General features: G+C 28.8%; 21 protein-coding genes. 5 read left to right on the top strand and 16 right to left on the bottom strand.

What is annotated here, in order from left to right; all coding sequences use genetic code 11:
- Nucleotides 1–22: 22 nt before the first annotated feature.
- The 7 genes from mmsB to rplI all read right to left on the bottom strand — a co-directional run bounded on the left by mmsB (nt 23) and on the right by rplI (nt 8,021).
- On the bottom strand, nt 23–1,201 hold the full coding sequence (mmsB, locus tag F811_RS0114695; protein WP_020005992.1) for a multiple monosaccharide ABC transporter permease: 1,179 nt from the start codon (nt 1,199–1,201) through the stop codon (nt 23–25).
- A 48-nt stretch (nt 1,202–1,249) separates the two neighbouring features.
- Nucleotides 1,250–2,779 (bottom strand): sugar ABC transporter ATP-binding protein, encoded by a 1,530-nt coding sequence (locus F811_RS0114690; protein WP_020005991.1) that lies wholly within the window; start codon nt 2,777–2,779, stop codon nt 1,250–1,252.
- Nucleotides 2,780–2,806: 27 nt separating this feature from the next.
- Nucleotides 2,807–3,883: a multiple monosaccharide ABC transporter substrate-binding protein gene (gene chvE / locus F811_RS0114685; RefSeq protein ID WP_020005990.1), complete on the bottom strand. Its 1,077-nt coding sequence runs from the start codon at nt 3,881–3,883 to the stop codon at nt 2,807–2,809.
- 111 nt (nt 3,884–3,994) lie between these two features.
- Nucleotides 3,995–5,107, bottom strand: a complete 1,113-nt coding sequence (locus F811_RS0114680) for an AraC family transcriptional regulator (protein WP_169337210.1) — start codon at nt 5,105–5,107, stop codon at nt 3,995–3,997.
- 137 nt (nt 5,108–5,244) lie between these two features.
- On the bottom strand, nt 5,245–6,051 hold the full coding sequence (locus tag F811_RS0114675; RefSeq protein WP_020005988.1) for an MlaE family ABC transporter permease: 807 nt from the start codon (nt 6,049–6,051) through the stop codon (nt 5,245–5,247).
- A gap of 7 nt (nt 6,052–6,058) precedes the next feature.
- Nucleotides 6,059–7,465 (bottom strand): replicative DNA helicase, encoded by a 1,407-nt coding sequence (gene dnaB, locus F811_RS0114670; RefSeq protein ID WP_020005987.1) that lies wholly within the window; start codon nt 7,463–7,465, stop codon nt 6,059–6,061.
- Between the two features lie 37 nt (nt 7,466–7,502).
- A complete protein-coding gene (rplI, locus tag F811_RS0114665) occupies nt 7,503–8,021 on the bottom strand; it encodes a 50S ribosomal protein L9 (protein WP_020005986.1) in 519 nt (172 codons plus the stop codon).
- A 187-nt stretch (nt 8,022–8,208) separates the two neighbouring features.
- On the opposite strand from rplI, the gene F811_RS0114660 reads away from it, so the two are divergent.
- Nucleotides 8,209–8,724 (top strand): flavodoxin family protein, encoded by a 516-nt coding sequence (locus F811_RS0114660; protein WP_020005985.1) that lies wholly within the window; start codon nt 8,209–8,211, stop codon nt 8,722–8,724.
- Between the two features lie 76 nt (nt 8,725–8,800).
- Here the strand turns inward: F811_RS0114660 and F811_RS0114655 are convergent, their stop codons facing one another.
- Nucleotides 8,801–9,613, bottom strand: a complete 813-nt coding sequence (locus F811_RS0114655; RefSeq protein WP_020005984.1) for a TatD family hydrolase — start codon at nt 9,611–9,613, stop codon at nt 8,801–8,803.
- Between the two features lie 21 nt (nt 9,614–9,634).
- A complete protein-coding gene (locus F811_RS0114650) occupies nt 9,635–9,985 on the bottom strand; it encodes a histidine triad nucleotide-binding protein (RefSeq protein ID WP_020005983.1) in 351 nt (116 codons plus the stop codon).
- 487 nt (nt 9,986–10,472) lie between these two features.
- On the opposite strand from F811_RS0114650, the gene F811_RS0114645 reads away from it, so the two are divergent.
- Both F811_RS0114645 and F811_RS0114640 read left to right on the top strand, forming a co-directional pair.
- Nucleotides 10,473–11,279, top strand: a complete 807-nt coding sequence (locus tag F811_RS0114645; RefSeq protein ID WP_020005982.1) for a ZIP family metal transporter — start codon at nt 10,473–10,475, stop codon at nt 11,277–11,279.
- A 23-nt stretch (nt 11,280–11,302) separates the two neighbouring features.
- Nucleotides 11,303–12,265 (top strand): alpha/beta hydrolase, encoded by a 963-nt coding sequence (locus F811_RS0114640; protein ID WP_020005981.1) that lies wholly within the window; start codon nt 11,303–11,305, stop codon nt 12,263–12,265.
- 32 nt (nt 12,266–12,297) lie between these two features.
- Here F811_RS0114640 and F811_RS0114635 read toward each other — a convergent pair whose 3' ends face one another.
- The 4 genes from F811_RS0114635 to F811_RS0114620 all read right to left on the bottom strand — a co-directional run bounded on the left by F811_RS0114635 (nt 12,298) and on the right by F811_RS0114620 (nt 16,845).
- On the bottom strand, nt 12,298–13,209 hold the full coding sequence (locus tag F811_RS0114635; RefSeq protein WP_020005980.1) for an Rpn family recombination-promoting nuclease/putative transposase: 912 nt from the start codon (nt 13,207–13,209) through the stop codon (nt 12,298–12,300).
- Nucleotides 13,210–13,273: 64 nt separating this feature from the next.
- Nucleotides 13,274–14,611 (bottom strand): MATE family efflux transporter, encoded by a 1,338-nt coding sequence (locus tag F811_RS0114630; RefSeq protein ID WP_020005979.1) that lies wholly within the window; start codon nt 14,609–14,611, stop codon nt 13,274–13,276.
- 83 nt (nt 14,612–14,694) lie between these two features.
- Nucleotides 14,695–15,582 (bottom strand): DUF58 domain-containing protein, encoded by an 888-nt coding sequence (locus F811_RS0114625; protein ID WP_020005978.1) that lies wholly within the window; start codon nt 15,580–15,582, stop codon nt 14,695–14,697.
- Nucleotides 15,583–15,696: 114 nt separating this feature from the next.
- Nucleotides 15,697–16,845 carry an ankyrin repeat domain-containing protein gene (locus F811_RS0114620; protein WP_020005977.1) on the bottom strand — a complete coding sequence of 383 codons (1,149 nt, stop codon included), beginning with the start codon at nt 16,843–16,845 and terminating at the stop codon, nt 15,697–15,699.
- Between the two features lie 165 nt (nt 16,846–17,010).
- Here F811_RS0114620 and F811_RS0114615 point away from each other — a divergent pair, with 165 nt between their 5' ends.
- On the top strand, nt 17,011–17,841 hold the full coding sequence (locus F811_RS0114615) for an MBL fold metallo-hydrolase (RefSeq protein ID WP_020005976.1): 831 nt from the start codon (nt 17,011–17,013) through the stop codon (nt 17,839–17,841).
- Nucleotides 17,842–17,926: 85 nt separating this feature from the next.
- Nucleotides 17,927–18,343 carry a MarR family winged helix-turn-helix transcriptional regulator gene (locus tag F811_RS17055; RefSeq protein ID WP_342662789.1) on the top strand — a complete coding sequence of 139 codons (417 nt, stop codon included), beginning with the start codon at nt 17,927–17,929 and terminating at the stop codon, nt 18,341–18,343.
- 38 nt (nt 18,344–18,381) lie between these two features.
- Here the strand turns inward: F811_RS17055 and F811_RS0114605 are convergent, their stop codons facing one another.
- The 3 genes from F811_RS0114605 to F811_RS0114595 form a co-directional block, all read right to left on the bottom strand.
- Nucleotides 18,382–18,756, bottom strand: a complete 375-nt coding sequence (locus F811_RS0114605; protein ID WP_020005974.1) for a group III truncated hemoglobin — start codon at nt 18,754–18,756, stop codon at nt 18,382–18,384.
- Between the two features lie 181 nt (nt 18,757–18,937).
- The gene (locus F811_RS0114600) at nt 18,938–19,780 is read right to left on the bottom strand and encodes a 3-hydroxyacyl-CoA dehydrogenase family protein (protein WP_020005973.1); all 843 of its coding nucleotides are present in this window, start codon (nt 19,778–19,780) and stop codon (nt 18,938–18,940) included.
- 185 nt (nt 19,781–19,965) lie between these two features.
- A complete protein-coding gene (locus F811_RS0114595; protein ID WP_020005972.1) occupies nt 19,966–20,742 on the bottom strand; it encodes an enoyl-CoA hydratase-related protein in 777 nt (258 codons plus the stop codon).
- Nucleotides 20,743–20,850 lie beyond the last annotated feature (108 nt).

The following is a 20,850-nucleotide window of genomic DNA, read 5'->3' as shown; positions in this document are numbered from 1 at the left end:
CTCCAAAATTAATTAGAATATTTTATGCATTTTTTCTTTGTTTTGACAATAAGTCAAATGTAACTGCTCCTAATAAAACTAAACCTTTAACTATCTTTTGTATATCTGTAGATAATCCTACAAGAGACATACCATTATTTAATATACCCATAGTGAAAGCACCTACTACAGCACCAATAATAGTACCTATACCTCCTGAAGTTGCAGCACCTCCTATATAACAAGCTGCTATAGCGTCCATTTCAAAACCGTCACCTGCTTTAGGAGTTGCTGATGCATTTCTTGCTGATAATACTATTCCAGCTATTGCTGATAATAGTCCCATATTGGTATAAACCCAGAAAAATACCATTTTAGTATTAATACCTGATAATTTAGCTGCTTTAGCATTTCCTCCCAAAGCATATATTTGTCTTCCTGCTATAGTTTTTGTTGTAATAAAATGATATACGGCAATAAGTAATGACATCAATATTAATACAACAGGTATACCATTATATCTGGCAAGTTTATACAAGAAGAACCATAATATAGCCAATATTACAAAAATAACTATAGCCTGCTGCCATTTTACAACTGTAGGAAAACCATATTTAGCTCTTTCTTTATCTTTTTTAATTACTGATAATATTATAAATACTGTTATTATCAAAGCTATTATTATTGGAACCAAATCTAATTTTACAGTTCCTAATGTAACTTCTATATTAGGCAAAAATCCAATTGCTAAAAAAGTATAATCTTTAGGCAAAGGACCTTTTGTCTGAGCCTGAAGCATAGTATAAGTTAAACCTCTTCCCATCAACATAGTAGCCAAAGTTACAATAAATGGGGGTATTGATAAAACAGATACGAAAAATCCAACTATAACACCAGACAATGTACCTATAACTATTGCAGCTAAAAATGCAACTGGAGTGGGCATTCCTAAATCAACTACAAATATAGCACTAGTAGCCCCGCAAAGAGCAACTATAGATCCTACACCTAAATCTATATTACCTGTTAAAACACATAAAAGCATACCTATTGACAATATAACTATATATCCATTTTGCATTATTAAATTGTTTATATTAGTTGGAGATGCATTTTTACCTCCTGTAAGAATATAAAACAAAAAGAATATAGCTATAAGTGCTATTATCATACCATATTGTTTTACATCAATATTAATATATTTGTTATTTTTTGTATCCATATAAAAATGCCTCCATTTTTTTATATATTTTATTTATTAATTTTATAATTAATTATCTTGAATAATACATTTCATTATATTTACTTGATTAATATCTTCTTTCAATTCACCCACAATTTTTCCATCATTTAATACATATACTCTGTCTGACATTCCTATTATTTCAGGTAATTCTGAAGAGATCATTATTACAGCTTTCCCCATTTTTACCAAATCATTAATAACACAATATATTTCATATTTAGCACCGACATCTATACCTCTAGTAGGCTCATCTAATATAAGAACATCTGGATTAGAAAGCATCCATTTTGCTAAAACTACCTTTTGCTGATTTCCTCCAGATAAAGATCCGACAACCTGATTTATTGAATTAGATTTTAAATTTAATAAATTTTTATATTCATGTGATTTTAATATTTCTTCATTATCATTTACAACGCCAAATTTAGAAAAAGCATTTTTAAGACTTGCCATTGTCATATTATGTTTTATATCATCTATAAGCACCAAACCATAAGTTTTTCTATCTTCTGAAGTATATGCAATTTTATTATCTATTGCATCTTTAACACTTTTTATAAACACTTCTTTTTCATGTATTTTCATATTTCCGCTAATGCGGTCTCCGTAAGTCCTTCCAAATATACTCATAGCAAGTTCTGTTCTTCCGCTGCCCATTAATCCTGCAATACCAACTACTTCTCCAGCCCTTACATTTAAAGATATATCTTTTAAAACATGTTTATTACCCTTATATACATTCCAATTATTTATTTCAAATATAACTTTACCTATAGGACAATTTTCTCTCTTTGGATATCTGTTTGTTAATTCTCTTCCAACCATACCTTTAATTATTGTGTCTTCATCAAAACTATCTTTTCCTTTATGTAAAGTTTGTATGCTTTGTCCGTCTCTAATAATAGTTATAGAATCTGCTATATAACTTATTTCATTTAATTTATGAGATATAATAATACAAGTAATACCTTCATTCTTTAGCTGCTTAATAATCTCAAGCAGATTCATACTTTCTTTATCATTAAGAGAAGCTGTAGGTTCATCTAATATTAAAAGCTCCACTTTTTTTGCTAATGCTTTGGATATTTCTACTAACTGCTGCTTACCCACCCCTATAGTATAAATAGGATCCATTACATTTTCATTTTCTAATCCCACAACTTTAAGCATTTCTACAGCTTTTTCTCTAGTTTTATTCCAATCTATAACACCTTTAAAAGAAACCTGTTCATTACCCAAAAATATATTTTCAGCTATTGAAAGATAAGGTATTAATGCCAATTCCTGCTGTATGATAACTATTCCATTATGCTCACTATCCTTAATTTTTTTAAACTTACACTTTTCTCCCTTATAGTATATATTACCGCTGTAACTGCCGTAAGGATAAACTCCAGAAAGGACATTCATAAGAGTTGATTTACCAGCCCCATTTTCTCCGCATAGAGCATGTATTTCACCTTTTTTAACCTTTAAATTAACATTATCAAGAGCTTTTACAGATGAAAATTCTTTTGTAATATTTTCCATTACTAAAATATAATCATTATCCATGAATGTCCTCCTAATTTTAATTGAATATTAATTAACTTGAAGTTGTTCTTCTGTATAATAACCGCTGTCAACAATTATGCTTTGATAATTATTTTTATCAATAGCAATAGGTTCGCACAAATAAGTAGGAACTACTTTTACATTATTATTGTATTGAGTAGTATCATTTATTTCTGGTTCACCGCCTTTTAATACAGCGTCAACCATAGCTGCACATTTTTCTGCTAATATTCTAGTATCTTTAAATATAGTCATAGTTTGATGACCTGAAATAATATTTTTTATAGCCATTAATTCAGCATCCTGACCAGAAATTAAAGGCCAATCTTCACCAACTTTATATCCTGATGCTTCCAAAGCAGAACGTATACCATATGCAAATCCGTCAAAAGCACTGCAAGCTATATCCAATTTTTGATTGTTATAATAACCAGAAAGATAATTTTCAGCCCATTGTTGTGCTGTTTCCTGAGACCATCTCAATATACAAGTATCCTGAAAACTTGTTCTTCCTGTTTTGCATACTAATACACCATTATCAAGATATGGCTGTAAAACTTCCATTATACCGTTATATAAGAATAAGGCATTATTATCGTCTGGTGATCCCATAAAGAATTCTACAGTATAGCTTCTATTTTCTTGTTTAGCTGTTTCCAAATTTTTAGCTTTTACTATATATTCTGCTATTTTAGTTCCTACGCCTTTATTATCAAATGTAGCATAGTATGAAACAGAATCAGTATCCATTAATAATCTGTCATAAGCTATTACTGGTATGCCATTATTTTTTGCCTGATCCAAAACGTTTACTAATGCCTGAGAATCTACAGAAGCAACTACCAAACATTTAACACCTTTTGCTATAAAATTTTCAATTTGAGATACCTGAGTTTGAACATCGTCTTCAGCAAACTGAATATCAACTGCATAACCCAATTTTTCTAAATTGGCTTTCATATTAGCAGCGTCATTTATCCATCTTTCTGATGACTGTGTAGGCATAGCAACACCAACCAAAATTTTATCGCTGTCATTTCCTCCAGAACAGGAAATTATAAAAAACATTAAAGAACAAATGATGATAAATAATTTTTTTATCATAGTTAAGCCCCCAAAATATTTATTTTTTTATATATATTTAAACTAGGAAAAAATAGGAGCTTTATATACTATAATTATTACTTTTATACTATAAATTTGATTTTTTAAGAATTATTTATTTTTTATACCATATTCATCTCTGAATTTCTTTGGAGTTGTACCAGTCCATTTCTTAAATATTTTTATATAATGACTTTGAGAATAAAAAGAAAAATATTGTGCTATCTCTCCGAAAGAATATTCATAATAAATAAGCATATTTTTTGAGAATGTAATCTTTTCCCTTTGTATATAATCTTTTATTGTGATGCCTTCCTGTTTACTAAATACCCTAGAAAGATATTCAGAATTGGTATAAAGTTTTTTAGCTATATCTTTAACAACTATTTTTTTATTAATATTTTTTATAATTATTTCTTTACATTGATTTATTAAATAATTTTTATTATCTATATGCTCATTATTTTTTTCATTGTATACCATTTGAGCGAAATAAAATTGTGCCTCTCTTTCTATAGACTGTATATGTTCTATTTTGTTAGTATCTTCTAATTTTCTTACAAAGTTATCGCAAATTGAAAAAGAAACTTCTGAAGAAATACCTCCGTCTATAGCTGCCCTGCTTGATAAACATATATGGCATATAGCTACATTTTTATATGAACGAATTTTATCTTTAGCCATAACCCCATACTGACCTATAAACTTTTCATCTAAACTCTGCTTTAAACTATTTAAATCCCCATTCCTGATACTTTCCAATATTCTAAGCTCTCTGTCATAAGGATTATGAAATACATTATTAGAATATGTATTTATATAGGTATCTGTAATTTCCTTATTTATTTTATGAAGCAATTCTTCGTTAATAAAATTATTAATAAGCATTTCATCATAAGATATTTCTGTATTATTATATAAATTATGAATAAATAAAATCTCTTCACAAAATATATCTAAAGGAATCTCTAACATATTCTTAGAATCATTTGATATACTGTTTATGCAATTAGGACCTACTATAATCTTTTTATCTGATAGTACAATAGAAGAATAAACTATATTATCTCTATCTATACTTAATATAGGATAATCTTTATTGGCATTCATAAGAAGAAAATTCTGAAGTCTTATATCTATAGAATCTTTACAACCTTCGTAAATTCCTATAGTTTTTTCTAAAATATTATTGGAATTATATATTCTTACAGGAGACTGAATCATTTTTAAAATATGGCTGCATATATATTCTATATTCATAGTATATATTTTAGTATATAAATTTATGAATAATATTCAATATAATATAAAAACTATTTTCTAATATAATAATTATTATAAATATAAAAGATAAAAAGATATTACATTCCAAACAATCCGAGTATAGAAACTAGAAGATAGTCAGTAATAAGTATCAGCATAAAACTATAAACCACACTTGTAGTAGTAGCCTTACCTACACCTTCAGCTCCGCCAGAAGTTCTAAATCCATAAAAACAAGATATAAGCATAACTTCAGCACCAAATATGGTTGATTTAATTAAACTTCCTATAAAATCTCCAAGCGATATAACAGATATAGCACTATCAAAATAATGAATAGGGTCACTATTAAGCACAAATACTGTAACTACAGCTCCTCCCAAAACACCTATAATATCTGCAGAAACTGTGAGCATAGGAAGCGATATAACAGCAGCCCAAAAACGCGGAACGGCAACATATTCTATAGGATTAGTATATAAAGTTTTCAAAGCATCTAACTGCTCACTAACCTGCATAGTACCTATTTCAGCAGTAACAGAACTGCCCACCCTTCCTGCAAATATCAAAGCAAGAAGCATAGGCGATAGCTCTTTAACCATAGCCTTACCAACCATAGATCCTACAAACTGAGAAATACCTTTTAGTACACTGTCAAGTACTACGGCTATCTGCAAAGACATAACCATACCAGTACAAAGAACTGTAACAGCAGCAACAACAAATGAATCAACACCCATTCTTACTATCTGCTCTCTTAAAAGTCTAAAAGAGAAAGAAGATCTAAAAGTATATCTGAATACCTCTATAAGAAGAGTAGCAAATTCACCTAAAGTTGCAAGAAAATAGTTTATTTTATTCTTAACACCTTTTCGTAATTCTATTTTAACATCAAATAATTCCATAATAAAATTACCCCGCATCATTACTATTATTGTATATATTCTCAAATCTAGTCTGGTCAGCTATAAAATGAAGCGGTATTCCGTCATGTATAGCACCATTTCTATGCTTTGCAAGTATAACTTCAACCTGATTAGTTTTGTCATCTATAACTTCATCATCTTTTCCTTCTTTGTTAGGTTTTTGTCTATGAAGAAACATAACAATATCTGCATCCTGCTCTATAGAACCAGATTCCCTAAGGTCTGAAAGTCTAGGTTTATCCTGTCTTTGTTCAACAGCCCTAGATAACTGAGCCAAAGATATAACAGGTACATTAAGCTCCTTAGCCAATGCTTTAAGCCCTCTTGAAATATCCGCTATTTCCTGTTCTCTTGTACCATTTCTTCTAGTCTGAACACCAGAATGAATAAGCTGAAGATAATCTACAACTATTAATTTTAAATCAATTTCTTTTCCAGAAGTTTTACTCATCTCGGCAAATCTATACTTCATCTGCCTAGCTATACCGCGTATTTCCATTATAGTTAATTGGCTGGAATCATCTATCAAAAGATTAGCCTGAGATAAACTATTAAAAGTCTGTCCGAGTTTAGTCCATTCCTGCTTTTCCAAGTCCCCAGACCTTATTCTTGACAAACTAATTCTAGCCTTACTTGCTATTAACCTTTCTACAAGCTGCATTCGGCTCATCTCAAGAGAGAAAAAACCTATACCAAAACCTGTAGTTTCTATATTTGTAATAACATGTTCTACGATATTAAGTGCAAAACTTGTTTTACCTACAGAAGGCCTTGCTGCTAATATAATCAAATCTGAAGGCTGAAAACCATGAGTAATTTTATCAAGTGATATAAAACCAGATGGAACTCCAGTTACAGTACCTTTGTGTTTTTTTCGGCTCTCTATAGTAGTTAAAGCCTCGTAAAGTAAATCCCGTATATGAATAAAATCATTGCTTAGTCTTCTTTGAGTAACCTCGAATATTTTCTTCTCAGCAAAATCAGCAATTTCTTTAGTTTCTGCATCTTTTGCCTCATAAGCTGATTTTTGTATATCCTGAGTTGCTGTTATTAAATCTCTAAGTAATGATTTTTCAGCGATAATTTCAGCATAATATTTGGCATTTTGATGAAAAGGCGTACCGTCTATTATACGCATTAAATACGCTTCATCATTTTGAATAATTTTTTCAAAAAGTCCGTTTTCTTTAAGATATCTTAAAGTGGTTTCGGCATTAACAGCTATACCCCTATTATTCATCTCTATGATACTTTCATAAAGGAGCCTGTTTCTTTCACTATAGAAATCAGTAGATTTTATTTTGGATAAAGCTGCGGATATAGCCTGAGAGTTTTGAAGCATCGCCCCCAATAGAGACTCTTCAGCCTCTATTGAGCAGGGTGTATTATTCATAAATATTATGCCTATTAATTGATACTAAGACTTAATCTCAAGCTTGTACAGTTTCAGAAGTATTATTGTTTTCTTCTTTTATTTCCTCTGTTACTTCTACAACTTCTTTATCATCTATATTGATAACTTTAATTTTGATAACAGCATTAACACTATGATATAATTTTATTTCAACATCAAACTCGCCAAGTTCTTTAATATGTTTTTCCATATGAACATCGCGTTTATTTATATCAATTTCTTTTTCTTTTAAAGCATCAACTATAGTTTGCTGACTAACAGAACCATATAATTTACCGTTTTCAGCCACTTTCATAGGTATAACTACGCTTATATCAACAATTTTACCTTTTAATATTTCAGCTTCCATTTTTCTTTTAGCTCTTTTTTTCTCTAAACTTTTTTGCATTTGAGCTAAAGTTCTTAAATTAGCTGCATTTTTTATTACAGCTATATTTCTTGGAATAAGGTAATTTCTTGCATAGCCGTCTTTTACTTTACATATATCACCTTCATAACCTAATGATATAAAATCTTTTTTTAAGATAACTTCCATTTGCCTTCTCCTTGATATCGCTATTAAATAATATAATAAATTTCTAGTTTACAATTTACATATTATATCATATTACACATATTATAGCAAGTACTTTTATACATAAATACACCTATATAGTATATTGATTTTTTTTATTATTATGTTATAATAATTAGAGTATTCTAACATAAGGAGTTAATTTAATATGAAATATTCTATAGTTTATACTAGCAAAAGCGGTAATACAGAAAAATTAGCATTAGCTATAAAAGAATCTGCTAACGGAGAATGTCTTCAATGCGTAAAAGCTGATGCAGTAGATGCTAATAAAATTGGTGAATCTGACTTAGTATTTGTAGGTGCTGGAAGTTATAAAGGTACTTGCGATGAGGCTGCTGGTAAGTTTATGCAGACATTAAAAAATAAAAAAGTATTTTTATTTATGACTGTAGGCTACGGTAATAATCAAGAATATTATGATAAAATGCTTAATCCTGCAAAAACTTTCTTAGATTCTTCTAATACATTAGTTGGTACTTATGCTTGCCAAGGTCAATGGATAGACGGTCAGAAGAAAAATTTAGAAAATATGCTTGAAAAAGCTGCAACTGATGATGAGAAAAAAGTTGTTCAATCTAAATTAGCTAATTATGACAATGCTATGGGACACCCTAATGCTGATGATTTAAACAAATTGAAAGAAGCTATTAAAACTCTATAATATTTACCCATAAAAATATCCCTCTATAATATAGATTAATTCTATTTATAGAGGGCTTTTCATATCTTTATACAAATTAAATTCTATTCAAATCTATAGGAAGTTCCAAAACTCTTACAGTATTTTCTAAAGCTTTTCTCATAATATCTTCGCTTTTTTCACCGCTTGCCTCAGCTAATACTTCCACTGTATATGGTATAAATGATGGTTCATTTGCCCTACCCCTTACTTTCTGCGGAGTTAAATACGGAGCATCTGTTTCTATTGTAAACATATCCTTTGGCACATACTTAAAAGCATCTCTTATAAAATCATTTTTTATATATGTAGATGAGCCTGAAAAAGAAAGTATATATCCCAAATCCAAAGCATTTTTTGCATCATCAACATTGCCGCTGAAACAATGAAATATACCTCTTTTTGGTATATCAGCTTCTCTAAGAATTTTAAAAGTATCTTTAAATGCATTTCTGCTATGTATTAATATAGGAAGATCAGTATTTTTCGCAGCCTCACATAAAGCCAAGAAAAACTCACGCTGCTCATTTTTATTTGAATCATCATGATAATAGTCAAGTCCTATTTCACCTACAGCATATATTGACTTATTTTGATTTTTTAATGTCTTTTTATTTAAATTTTTTATTTTTAATTCAAAAGCCTTTAATGTATCCTCATCATTTTCATTGGCATAATCTGGATAATACCCCATACTGAAAAATACACCCTCAGCATCAGAAAGTATAAACATACGTTCGTCTATATCATTAGGGTGAACTCCTATATCTACAAAATAAAATATACCCGCCTTATTAGCTCTCTCTAAAACCTCTTCCAGTTCTTTACTCTTCTTTGATATATATGTAAGATGGCAATGACTGTCTATCATTATGTTAACTCCAATTATTATTTATTCTTCCAAATTATCGCCTGAAAGTATATGAAAATGCACATGAAATACGCTTTGTCCTGCACCTTTTCCGCAATTATTTATAACTCTGAAAGATTCCAACTTCTGTTCTTTAGAAACTTCCTTTATAGTTTCTAAAACTTTATTCATCAAAAACTCATCTGTCTCTAATATATTTTTCACATGAGGTTTTGGCACAACAAGCAAATGTACTTTAGCTTTTGGATTTAAATCTGCAAATACAACACAGTATTCATTTTCTTTTATGAAATTTGAAGGAATCTCTCCTTTAATTATTTTACAGAATATACAGTCTTTATCAAAATATTTATCATCATTATAATTACTCATAAAAAACTCCAATAGAAATATTATAAAATCGTTTAATAATATATACTAAAAATTTTTAAGTTTGTCAATTTTTTTATTCAACTTTTTCCCGCCGCAAAAAGTTGCAAAAAGTGCAAATCTAAAAATAATATTAAATAGTACTAATTATGTTTTACATGTAGGATAAATTATTAAATTTAGGCATTTTGCTCCTTTATTACATGCCTGCATACGGTACGCAGAACGAGGCGGACACAGTACAAAAGAAGTGATGGATACGTAGCTCACGCTGTGTACTTCGTAAGGGTAAAGCAATGCAAATATTTAAAATTAAAAAAATTAATTCTGACAAAATATAATTGTTTAGGTATAAACTAAAATTAAAAATTAATCTATATATTATTATACTCTATTTAATAAAAATAAGCTAATTTAAAAAATTGAAATTAATCTCATTATATATATAATATACAAATTAAAAAAATTATATTTATTTAAGGTTATAAAAATGATAGAAAATATCCCCCCAGCATTACTTGCATTATTCGGCGGAACTATAACATTTACTTTTACAGCATTAGGCTCAGCACTTGTATTTTTCTTTTCAAAGGAAATCAAACATAAAGTATTTGCTTCTATGTATGGATTTGCTGCTGGAGTTATGATGGCGGCAAGTTTTTGGTCATTGCTTGCCCCTTCTATAGAGTTATCAAAAAATACTAATCTACCAAATTGGGTTATACCCGCTTTTGGATTTTTATTCGGATCATTTTTTATATGGGTGCTAGATAAAATACTCCCTCATATGCATATAGTAAATGGAAGCGAACAAAAAGAGGGAACAAACACAAAACTTTCAAAAAATATACTTTTATTTCTTGCTGTAACTTTGCATAATATACCAGAAGGTTTGGCTGTAGGAATAACATTCGGAGCTTTTTCTATAGGAAATGCTGATGTAACTTTTAATGCTGCTTTGGTATTAGCATTGGCTATAGGTTTGCAGAACTTTCCAGAGGGTGCTGCCGTATCGCTTCCTCTTAAAACCAACGGTGTATCAAATATAAAATCTTTCTTATTTGGTGCTGTATCTGGAATAGTAGAGCCTATTGCTGCCGTTATAGGTGCTTTGGCTGTTACTAAACTTACGCTTATACTTCCTATAGCACTATCTTTTTCTGCTGGTGCTATGATATACGTTGTTGTAGAAGAGCTTGTACCTGAGGCTGTAGCTGAAGAACATAATCACTTTGGTGTATTTGGTTTTATAATTGGTTTTGCTGTGATGATGGTTCTTGATGTGGCTTTGGGTTAATTTATAATAAAAAGGATTATTTAATGATAATAGTATTATATATAATACTATCTGCAATAACTATAACAGCAGTAATTCTGATAATTACAGCAAATCATTTTGTAAATAAACTTCTTATAAAAACTAATAAAAAACTTTTTGAAAGAAAAGAAAAAACAAAAGAAGATGATGATGAAAAAAAATTAATAAAAGAAAAAAGAAAAATATGGTTTGAAGAAAATCAAAAAGATGTATACACAGTTTCATGCGATAATCTAAAACTTCATGCTCATTTAATAAATAATAACAGCAATGTATATATAATAATAGTTCACCCATATGAAGGCAGAGGATCTTATATGAAATATTTTATAGAAAAATTTTATAATATGGGATTTAATGTACTTGCTATAGATTTAAGAAGTCATGGAGAAAGTGAAGGCAATATATATTCATTAGGATATTTAGAGAGGCTTGATGTATTAGCTTGGATTAAGTATATTAACAATAATTATAACGATGAAAAAATTATTCCAAAAATTATTCTATATGGAATTTCAATGGGAGCAAATGCTGTTATGATGTGCAGCTGTGAAAATTTAAATGAAGCTTCAAATAAAGATTTAAATAATGTAAAAGCAATTATAGAAGATGCAGGGTTTACAAATGCGTATGAACAGTTAAAAGAAAGACTTGACATGGCATATAAATTTTCTTTTCTTCCGATAGTAGAATTAACTTCTATAATGTCAAAAATAAGACTTAGGTTTTCATTTGATGATATTAATGTTGAAAAAAGCGTATCAAAATCAAAAGTACCTATACTCTTTATACATGGCGATAAAGATGAGTTAGTCAATTGCAATATGGTACACAAACTTTATGATTCATGCTCTTCAGAAAAAGAAAAGCTAATAATTAAAGACGGAGGACATATATCAGCTGTAATGAAAGATGAAAGTTTATACTGGAATACTATTAATAATTTTATAAATAAATATATTTAATTAATAGTTTTAGTATACATTAAATAGCTTTATTATAACTCTTCTATCTCCTTTATACTAAGCCCTGTAATATCACTTATAAGTGTTATATCTATATTTTTATTTTTCATATTTTTGGCAGTTAATATCTGATTTTCTTTTATTCCTTTCTCTATACCTTGTTCTATACCTTTCTCTATACCTTGTTCTATACCCTTCTCTATACCTTTTTTAAAACCTTCTTCAATACCTAATTTTCTTTCTTCTTCCAACATTATCTGATTACCATATAAATAAGCCTCTCTTTTATCATATTCATTCATCATAAGTCTGTCTTTTATAAAATTATTATATCTTTTCTGTACCTCTTCCATTATAGGTTTTTCTTTTACTAATTCTGACATAATTACCTCCCTATTATCTTTTTCTTTAATAGTAAAAAATTTAAGCCAGCAGTCTAAATCTTTATCTAATAAATTATCTTTAAATTTCTTTAGCTCAATTATATGTATCTGTAAATGATCTGTAAGCAGTCTTTTACTCTTAGTATCATAAATCATATAGCAAGAATGTATACAATCATTATCATCTAAATTGAAATTAAGCAAATTTATACTAATTACTGGAGTTAAAGCATCATACTTTTCACCCTGCTTTAAAAGTTTGCTGTAATTAGAAGCCCAATAATATAATATTCTCTCTGGAAATCTTGAATTGCCTTGAAGCTGAATCTCTATTATAACAACTGTTCCATTTTGAGTTATGCACTTTACATCAACTATAGTTTCTTTATCCTGATAATTTTCTTTATAATTAAATGGATTTAGAATCTCTACTGACCTAAAAGTTTTCATATTAGCATCAAGCATTGTTGAATTAATAAAATCAAGTAATATCAAATTACTATCTTTAGATGAGAATAAATATCTCACAAAATAATCATTTAATACATTAATATCTCTCATGATATTATTATACTAAAATTAATTATAAATGTAAAGCAGTATAATTTTTATAAATACAAGTCTATTATTTTTTTGTTTTGAAAGCATACTTATGAAAATAAATACAAGTAGGAATTATACCTATAGCCCAGCCCACAGGATTTGCAAACCATATTCCAACATATCCAAAAGGTATAGATAAAAATACAGATCCCCCTACTTTAATAATAAGCTCTGCTATTCCAGACATTAAAGGAATAAAAGCATTTCCTATAGCCCTTATAGAATTATTATATAAAAGTATTATAGCCAAAAACGGATAAAATAATGATGATATCCTCAAATAGCCTCTGCATATATCTTTTATTGTATCTATATACATATCATTTTTTGATATAAAAAGTTCTATTAAATTATCTCCAAACAAAAATATAATAACAGCTGCTAATATACTTAAAGATAGAGACAGTATTATTATACTTTTAAAACCTTCTCTAATTCTATCAAATTTGCATGCCCCAAAATTTTGTGCTACATAAACAGCAAAAGCCTCTGATATAACAAAATAAGCCATAGAAGCAAACTGACTTATTCTGTTTCCAGTAGTATATGATGCTACAACATTAGTACCAAAAGTATTAACTACTCCGCTTATAATCATCTCACCGATAGATAAAAATACAGCCTGAATACTCATAGAAAAACCTATTTTTATTATCATAAATAAATTATCAAAATCAAATACTCTGTCATCTTTATTCAATTTTAACATAGGAAATTTTTTAATAATATAGAGTACACTTAAAAAAGCAGAAATTATCTGAGATATTACTGTAGCTATAGCAACTCCTGCAACATTCATATTTAACAAAGCAACAAATACCAAATCTAATATAATATTAACAATGGTTGTAAGTATAAGAAAATATAAAGGTGTTTTGCTATCACCTAAAGCCCTTAATATACTTGCAGCACCATTATAAATGAGTTGTCCAAATGATAAGCCAATACATATTTGCAAATAAAGTACCGAATTATTTATAATATCATCAGGCGTTTTTAATAATACCATAAGCGGTCTTGAAAAAAATAAACCTAATATTAATAATATTACAGAACTGAATAATGTAACATATATAGAGTTTAAAAAAGTTCTCTTAAGCATAGTTTCATTTTTAGCCCCAAAGAACTGCCCCATTACTATAGAAAATGCATTGGTAAATCCTATAGCAAATGATAAAAAGAAAAACATAGTTGAAGTAGTAGCACCAATAGCGGCCAAAGCCCTAGAACCTACAAACTTACCTATTATAATCGTATCAGCAACTCCATAAAATTGCTGAAATATTCCTCCTACAAGCATAGGTATAGAAAAATATATTATAGTTTTGAATGGACTTCCAACCGTCATGTCTTTTGTCATAATAAAACTCTAAAAAAATATAGAGAATATTATATATCATTAATAAAAAATAAAAATATATTATTATTATAAAAAAATAAAAATTATCGTCTTCTCTTAACAAAAAACTTCATAACTTCAGTAACATAATCGCTTGAAGTATCTAAAACTATTTTTTCTATAGAATTTCTTTTAAGAAAATTAAGCCTATCTTCCATAATATTATTCTGTTCATTGAAGTACTCTTCTCTTATTCGTTTATTAGACATATCAAAGTAAACATAATCTTCATTTTCCAAATCAGACAATACTAAAGTGCCTCCCAAATTAGGAAGATTATATTCCAAATCATCATTAACCAAACATACAATAAAATCATGACGTTTTCTTGTAATATCTATTTCTTTTTTAGGCAAATCAGCACAGGCATCTGTTACTAAAAATGTTATGCTGTCTCTTTTTTGTATTCGGTTAAAATATTCTAAAGCATTGGCTATATTTGTATTTGCACTTTTAGGTTCAAACTCTATAAGCTCTCTTATTATCCTAAGTACATGATTTCTGCCTTTATTTAAAGGAATAAATTTTTCTACTGTATCAGTAAATATTAAAAGACCAACTTTATCATTATTTTTTAAAGCTGAAAAACTAAGCAAAGCACTAAGCTCTACAATCAGATTATGTTTAGTCTTTGTAAACCCAAAATCAGTAGAAGCAGAAAAGTCAGCAAGTATTATAACGCTTAATTCTCTCTCTTCTCTGAAACGTTTAATAAAAGGCTCATTGTATCTGGCACTTACCTTCCAATCCATAGCCCTAACATCATCGCCTACAGTATATTTTCTAACCTCATCAAACTCTATACCCTGCCCCTTAAAAGCAGAATGATACTGTCCTGCAAAATATGAGTTAACTATTTTTGAAGTTTTTATTTCTATTTGCCTTACCGACTTTAATAATTCGGAAGTTGTCATATTATTATTTGTAAACATATATAACCTATTTATTAAATATTTATTGAATTAATATTATATTATTAGAGGATAAAAAACAATACTATGAGTTTTATAAAGCATTATTATCTTACAATAAAAATTAAATAAAAACTATTTAGCACCATTAGCTTTTAAAAAATTAACCATCTCTTCCTGTTCTTTTTCTTCAGCCATTATTAAAGCAGTTTTTCCATTATTTGCTTTATAATTAATATCAGCACCAGCATCAAGCAGAACCTGAGCCATCTCAATATTTCCTTTTATAGCAGCCCCCATTAATGGAGTGTACCCCTCTTTAGTAGAAAAATCTATATCAGCACCCGCATCAATAAGTGCCTCTACAATAACTATATGATCCTCTATTGCAGAAACTATTAAAGGATTATAGCCTACATTATCAGCTCTGTTAATATCAGCATTAGCCTTTATAAGTTCTTTTACTACATCACTATGTCCGTCTATACATGCAGCCAATATTGGAGTAGTTCCGTCATCAGCGGATATATTAACATCAGCATTGCTTTTTATTAATTCCCTAACAGCATCTATTTTTCCAAATCTTGCTGCATATATTAAAGCACTGCCTCCATTAGAACCTTTTTCATTTATATTAGCACCTGCTTTAATTAATTCTCTTACAATTGTCACATCGCCTATTATAGCTCCCATCATCAAAGCAGTATCTCCAAAATTATTTTTTTGATTAACATCTACTCCAAATTTTATTAATTCTTTTACAATTGATGAATAACCGCTGTCAGAAGCAACCATAAGAGGTGTACTGCCGTTAATATCTTTTATATTAATATCAGCCTTAGCATTAACAAGCATTCTCAATACTGATAAATCCCCTTTAACACAAGACCACATCAAAGCAGTCCATCCGTCTTTATTCTTAGCATTTAAATCAGCTCCACTAGATATTAATTCTCTTACAGTACTGCTGTTACCTTCAAGAACCGCTGCCATTATTGGAGTATTCTCAAAGCTGTTTCCCATATTAATATCAGCTCCATTTGCTAAAAGCTCCTTAACTATTTTTTCATATCCTAAAAGTGAAGCCCATATTAAAGGAGTATTTCCTTCAGCATCTTTTATATTAATATCAGCTCCCTCTTCTATCAGTTTTTTTAATCCATTAATATCATTATTAGCTACAGCTTTTATTATTGGTATATTAACAGGAGGCTCCTGCTCCTCTTGAGAATACAAGATATTTAAAGATAAAATAAAAATTATAAATATTAACCTTCTTAACATAATTCATTCCAAAATAAGATATATTTCATTATAACATATATGAAATATTATTATAACAATCAAATATACAATTTTTTTATTTTTTATATAAAAATTACATATTGACAATAGTACGTATACGTATTATATTTTAGGTATAAATTATTAGTAGGAGGTAAAAAATTGATGAACCTATTACAAAAAACTTTTTTCATTTTTTTAATGTTCTTTTTTTCACTATTTGCAGCCGAAAAAACACCAATGGATTATCTAAATGACAATACTCCTCTAAAGCCTACAAAAGTATTTGATAATGTATACTGTATAGGCTCTGTAAGTGTTGTTGCTTGGGTAATAAATACTTATGACGGACTTATACTTATAGATTCTATGTGGGACGACAGAGATGCTAAACTAATAGAAGAAGGTATTAAAGGCTTCGGATTAGACCCTAAAAACTTAAAATATATAATATTAAGTCATGGTCATGGAGATCATTACGGCGGAGCTAAATATTTAAGAGAAAAATACGGTGCTAAAGTTGTACTAACAAAAACAGATGAAGATCTAATGTACAATCTAAATACTGGAGCAAATTCACCTCGTTCTCCAAAAACTAAAGTTGATATTTATTCAAAAGATAAAGATGTAATAACTTTAGGAGACATGAGTATAACTATATTAGAAACACCAGGTCATACTGCTGGATGCACTTCTTTTATATTTCCAGTAAAATTCAGAGGAAAAGAATATACTGCTGTACTTTGGGGAGGAACTGGACTTCCAAAAGAAAAAGAATTAATATCAGAATATAAAAAATCAGCAGAATATTTTAAAAAAGAAGCCAAATCAAGAAATGCAAGAGTTTCTCTCACAGCACACTTATTTGCTGATAACGGATATGCCAATTTAGAAAAAGTAAGAAATTTAAAAAGTGGCGAAGAAAATCCATTTATTATGTCAAATGAAGATATGGAAAAATATTTAAACTCATTAATAGAAAGAGCTAAACAATAATTAATAACATAACCTATTAACAAAAAATAAATTATATGCTATCATAATAAATATATGATAGCATTTTTTATATAAGGAGCATAATATTAATAATATAGGATATGATGTTTGTTATACTGCAAGAAAAATATATCAGTATATAGGCAAACAAATAATTGATTTTGATATTACACCCGAACAGTTAATAGTATTAAAAGAACTCTCCAAAGAGGAAGGAATATCTCAAAAAGAATTATCTATAAAGCTCGATAAGGATCAAAACACTGTCAAAGCTATGATAGATAAATTAGAAATAAAATCTTTTATAGAAAGAAGAGAAAATAAACTAGATAAAAGAGCTTTTTCACTATTTCTTACACAAAAAGCCAAAAAAGAACTTCCAATTATAGAAAACTATGAAAATAAAGTTTTAGAAACAATAGTAAAAGAATTAAATACAGAAGATACTGATAAGTTCATAAAAATATTAGAAAAAATCAGAGATAATATATCAGAAGTATAAAGGCAAAAGATAAATAATTTATCCCTTGCCTATTAATATTACTGCTGGAATAATACAGCTTTAAAATTTCTTCCTATATTTTCTGCAACCTCATAATATTTATTAGCTGCCTTTTCTTCAAAAACTTCATTTAAACATCCTTTAAACAAATCAAGCCAAGTATCAAATAATTTAATATCAAAAGGAAGCAAATTAATATGGGGCTGAACTGGATTTCCCATATACAAATTTTTATTTAAAAGCATAGTTTTCCAAAATTTGGCTATTTTTTCTTTATGTCTCTCCCAAGATTCATCATCTGTACCAACAGCACCGTTGAATATAGGTCCCAAATCTTTGTGAACTCTTATTTTTGAATAGAATATATCCATTAATTTTTCTATTCCTTCATCATTTATTTCAGTATATTTCATAATAAATTGTCCTAATAATTTTATTTTTTATTTTTAATTATATAAAAGTAATAAAAAAATACAATTAAACTTCATAATTTTTTATACTTTTTAATCTTAATAAATAATATTAAATTCAAAAAAATACGGGGAACAGCTAGTCCCCCGCATTAATCCTTAACATAAATAAACTAAAATACCATTATTTTTTAGAATAATCATAAAAACCTTTACCAGTTTTTTGACCAAGTAATCCGCCGCGAACCATTTTTCTAAGCAAAGCACTAGGTCTGTATTTAGGATCTCCTGTTTCTTTTTGAAGAACTTCCATAATAGCAAGTACTATATCAAGGCCGATTAAATCTCCTAAAGCAAGAGGACCCATTGGGTGATTAGCACCTAATTTCATAGCATTATCAATACCTTCAGCAGAAGCTATACCCATAGAATATAATTCAATACCTTCATTAATCATAGGAACAAGTATACGGTTAACAACGAAACCAGCTGTTTCATTAACTTCTACTGGAGTTTTACCTATTTCCTGAGATATTTTGATAACTTTGTCAACAATCTCTCTAGGAGTATTAAGACCAGAAATAACTTCAACCAATTTCATAACAGGAGCAGGATTGAAGAAGTGCATACCAACAATAGGTCTTCCCATACCAGCACCTATTTCAGTAATAGAAAGAGATGAAGTATTAGAAGAGAATATACAATCTGGTTTACAAATTTCATGCAATTCTTTGAAAGTTGTTTTTTTAACTTCCAAATTTTCAAAAGCAGCTTCAACTATTAAATCTGCGTCTTTACAAATATCTTTAAGACCAGTAGTGATTTTAGCCAAAATTTTATCAGCATCAGCCTGCTGCATTTTACCTTTAGCTACTCTTCCAGCAAAACTTTTTTGAATTCTAGCCTTACCATTAGCTGCAAATTCTTCTTTTATATCGCACAAATAAACTTCATAACCTTCTGTTTGAGCAAAAGCTTGTGCTATACCAGAACCCATAGCACCAGCACCAATTACACCTACTTTCATTTTTAACTCCTTAATTTTAAAAATTATTATTTTTTATTGCTGCTAATAAAAACCATACATTAGCTCTACTAAACTAATGTAAAATGTATAGCAAATAAATTTGATATACACTAACAATTTTTATATTTAGCATTTTAATATTAAAAATATATTACATTATTTATATTAATTTGCAAATTAAACTATTATTTATTAACAAATTTTTCTACTTTTCTTTTTTCCAAGAAAGCTTTCATACCTTCTTTTTGGTCTTCTGTTTCAAAACAGTCACCAAATAATTTTTCTTCTATGACAATGGCTTTGTCCATATCAACTTGTAAGCCTTCATTAATAGCTTTTTTGCTGTTTCTTACAGCTATAGGAGCAGCAGCAGCTATTGAAGAAGCTAATTTTTCTGCAGCAGCCATAAGTTCTGCTTGAGGATAAACAGCATTAACAAGTCCTATTCTTAAAGCTTCATCAGCTTTTATATTTTTTGCAGAATAAATCATTTGTTTAGCCATTCCAACACCTACTATTCTAGCAAGTCTTTGAGTACCGCCGAAACCAGGGGTAATACCAAGACCAACTTCAGGCTGACCAAATATAGCATTTTCAGAACATATGCGAATATCACAGCTCATAGATATTTCACATCCGCCGCCCAAAGCAAAACCATTAACGGCAGCTATTACTGGTATAGGGAATGTTTCTATTTTTCTAAATATATCATTACCTTTTTTACCAAAAGCCTCGCCTTCTGCTTTAGTAGATGTACTCATTTGAGATATATCAGCACCTGCTACAAATGATTTTTCGCCTGCTCCAGTTAATATTAAACATCTTATATTATTAATATCAACACTATCAAAAGTTTTTTCTATTTCATCCAACACTTGAGAGTTTAAGGCATTAAGAGCTTTTTCTCTGCTAATGGTAATAATACCAATCATACCTTTCTCTTCATACTTAACGAATTCCATTGATTTCTCCTTTTATTGCTAGTGATAAACTCGCCTACAAATAGCTTATAACTTCCTTCGTCAGTTATAAGCTGCTCGTTTATCACATAATATTGCTAGTGATAAACT

The sequence above is a fragment of the Brachyspira innocens ATCC 29796 genome (assembly GCF_000384655.1).
Taxonomy (GTDB): domain Bacteria; phylum Spirochaetota; class Brachyspiria; order Brachyspirales; family Brachyspiraceae; genus Brachyspira; species Brachyspira innocens.
This window is presented reverse-complemented; position numbering and strand designations above follow the sequence as displayed.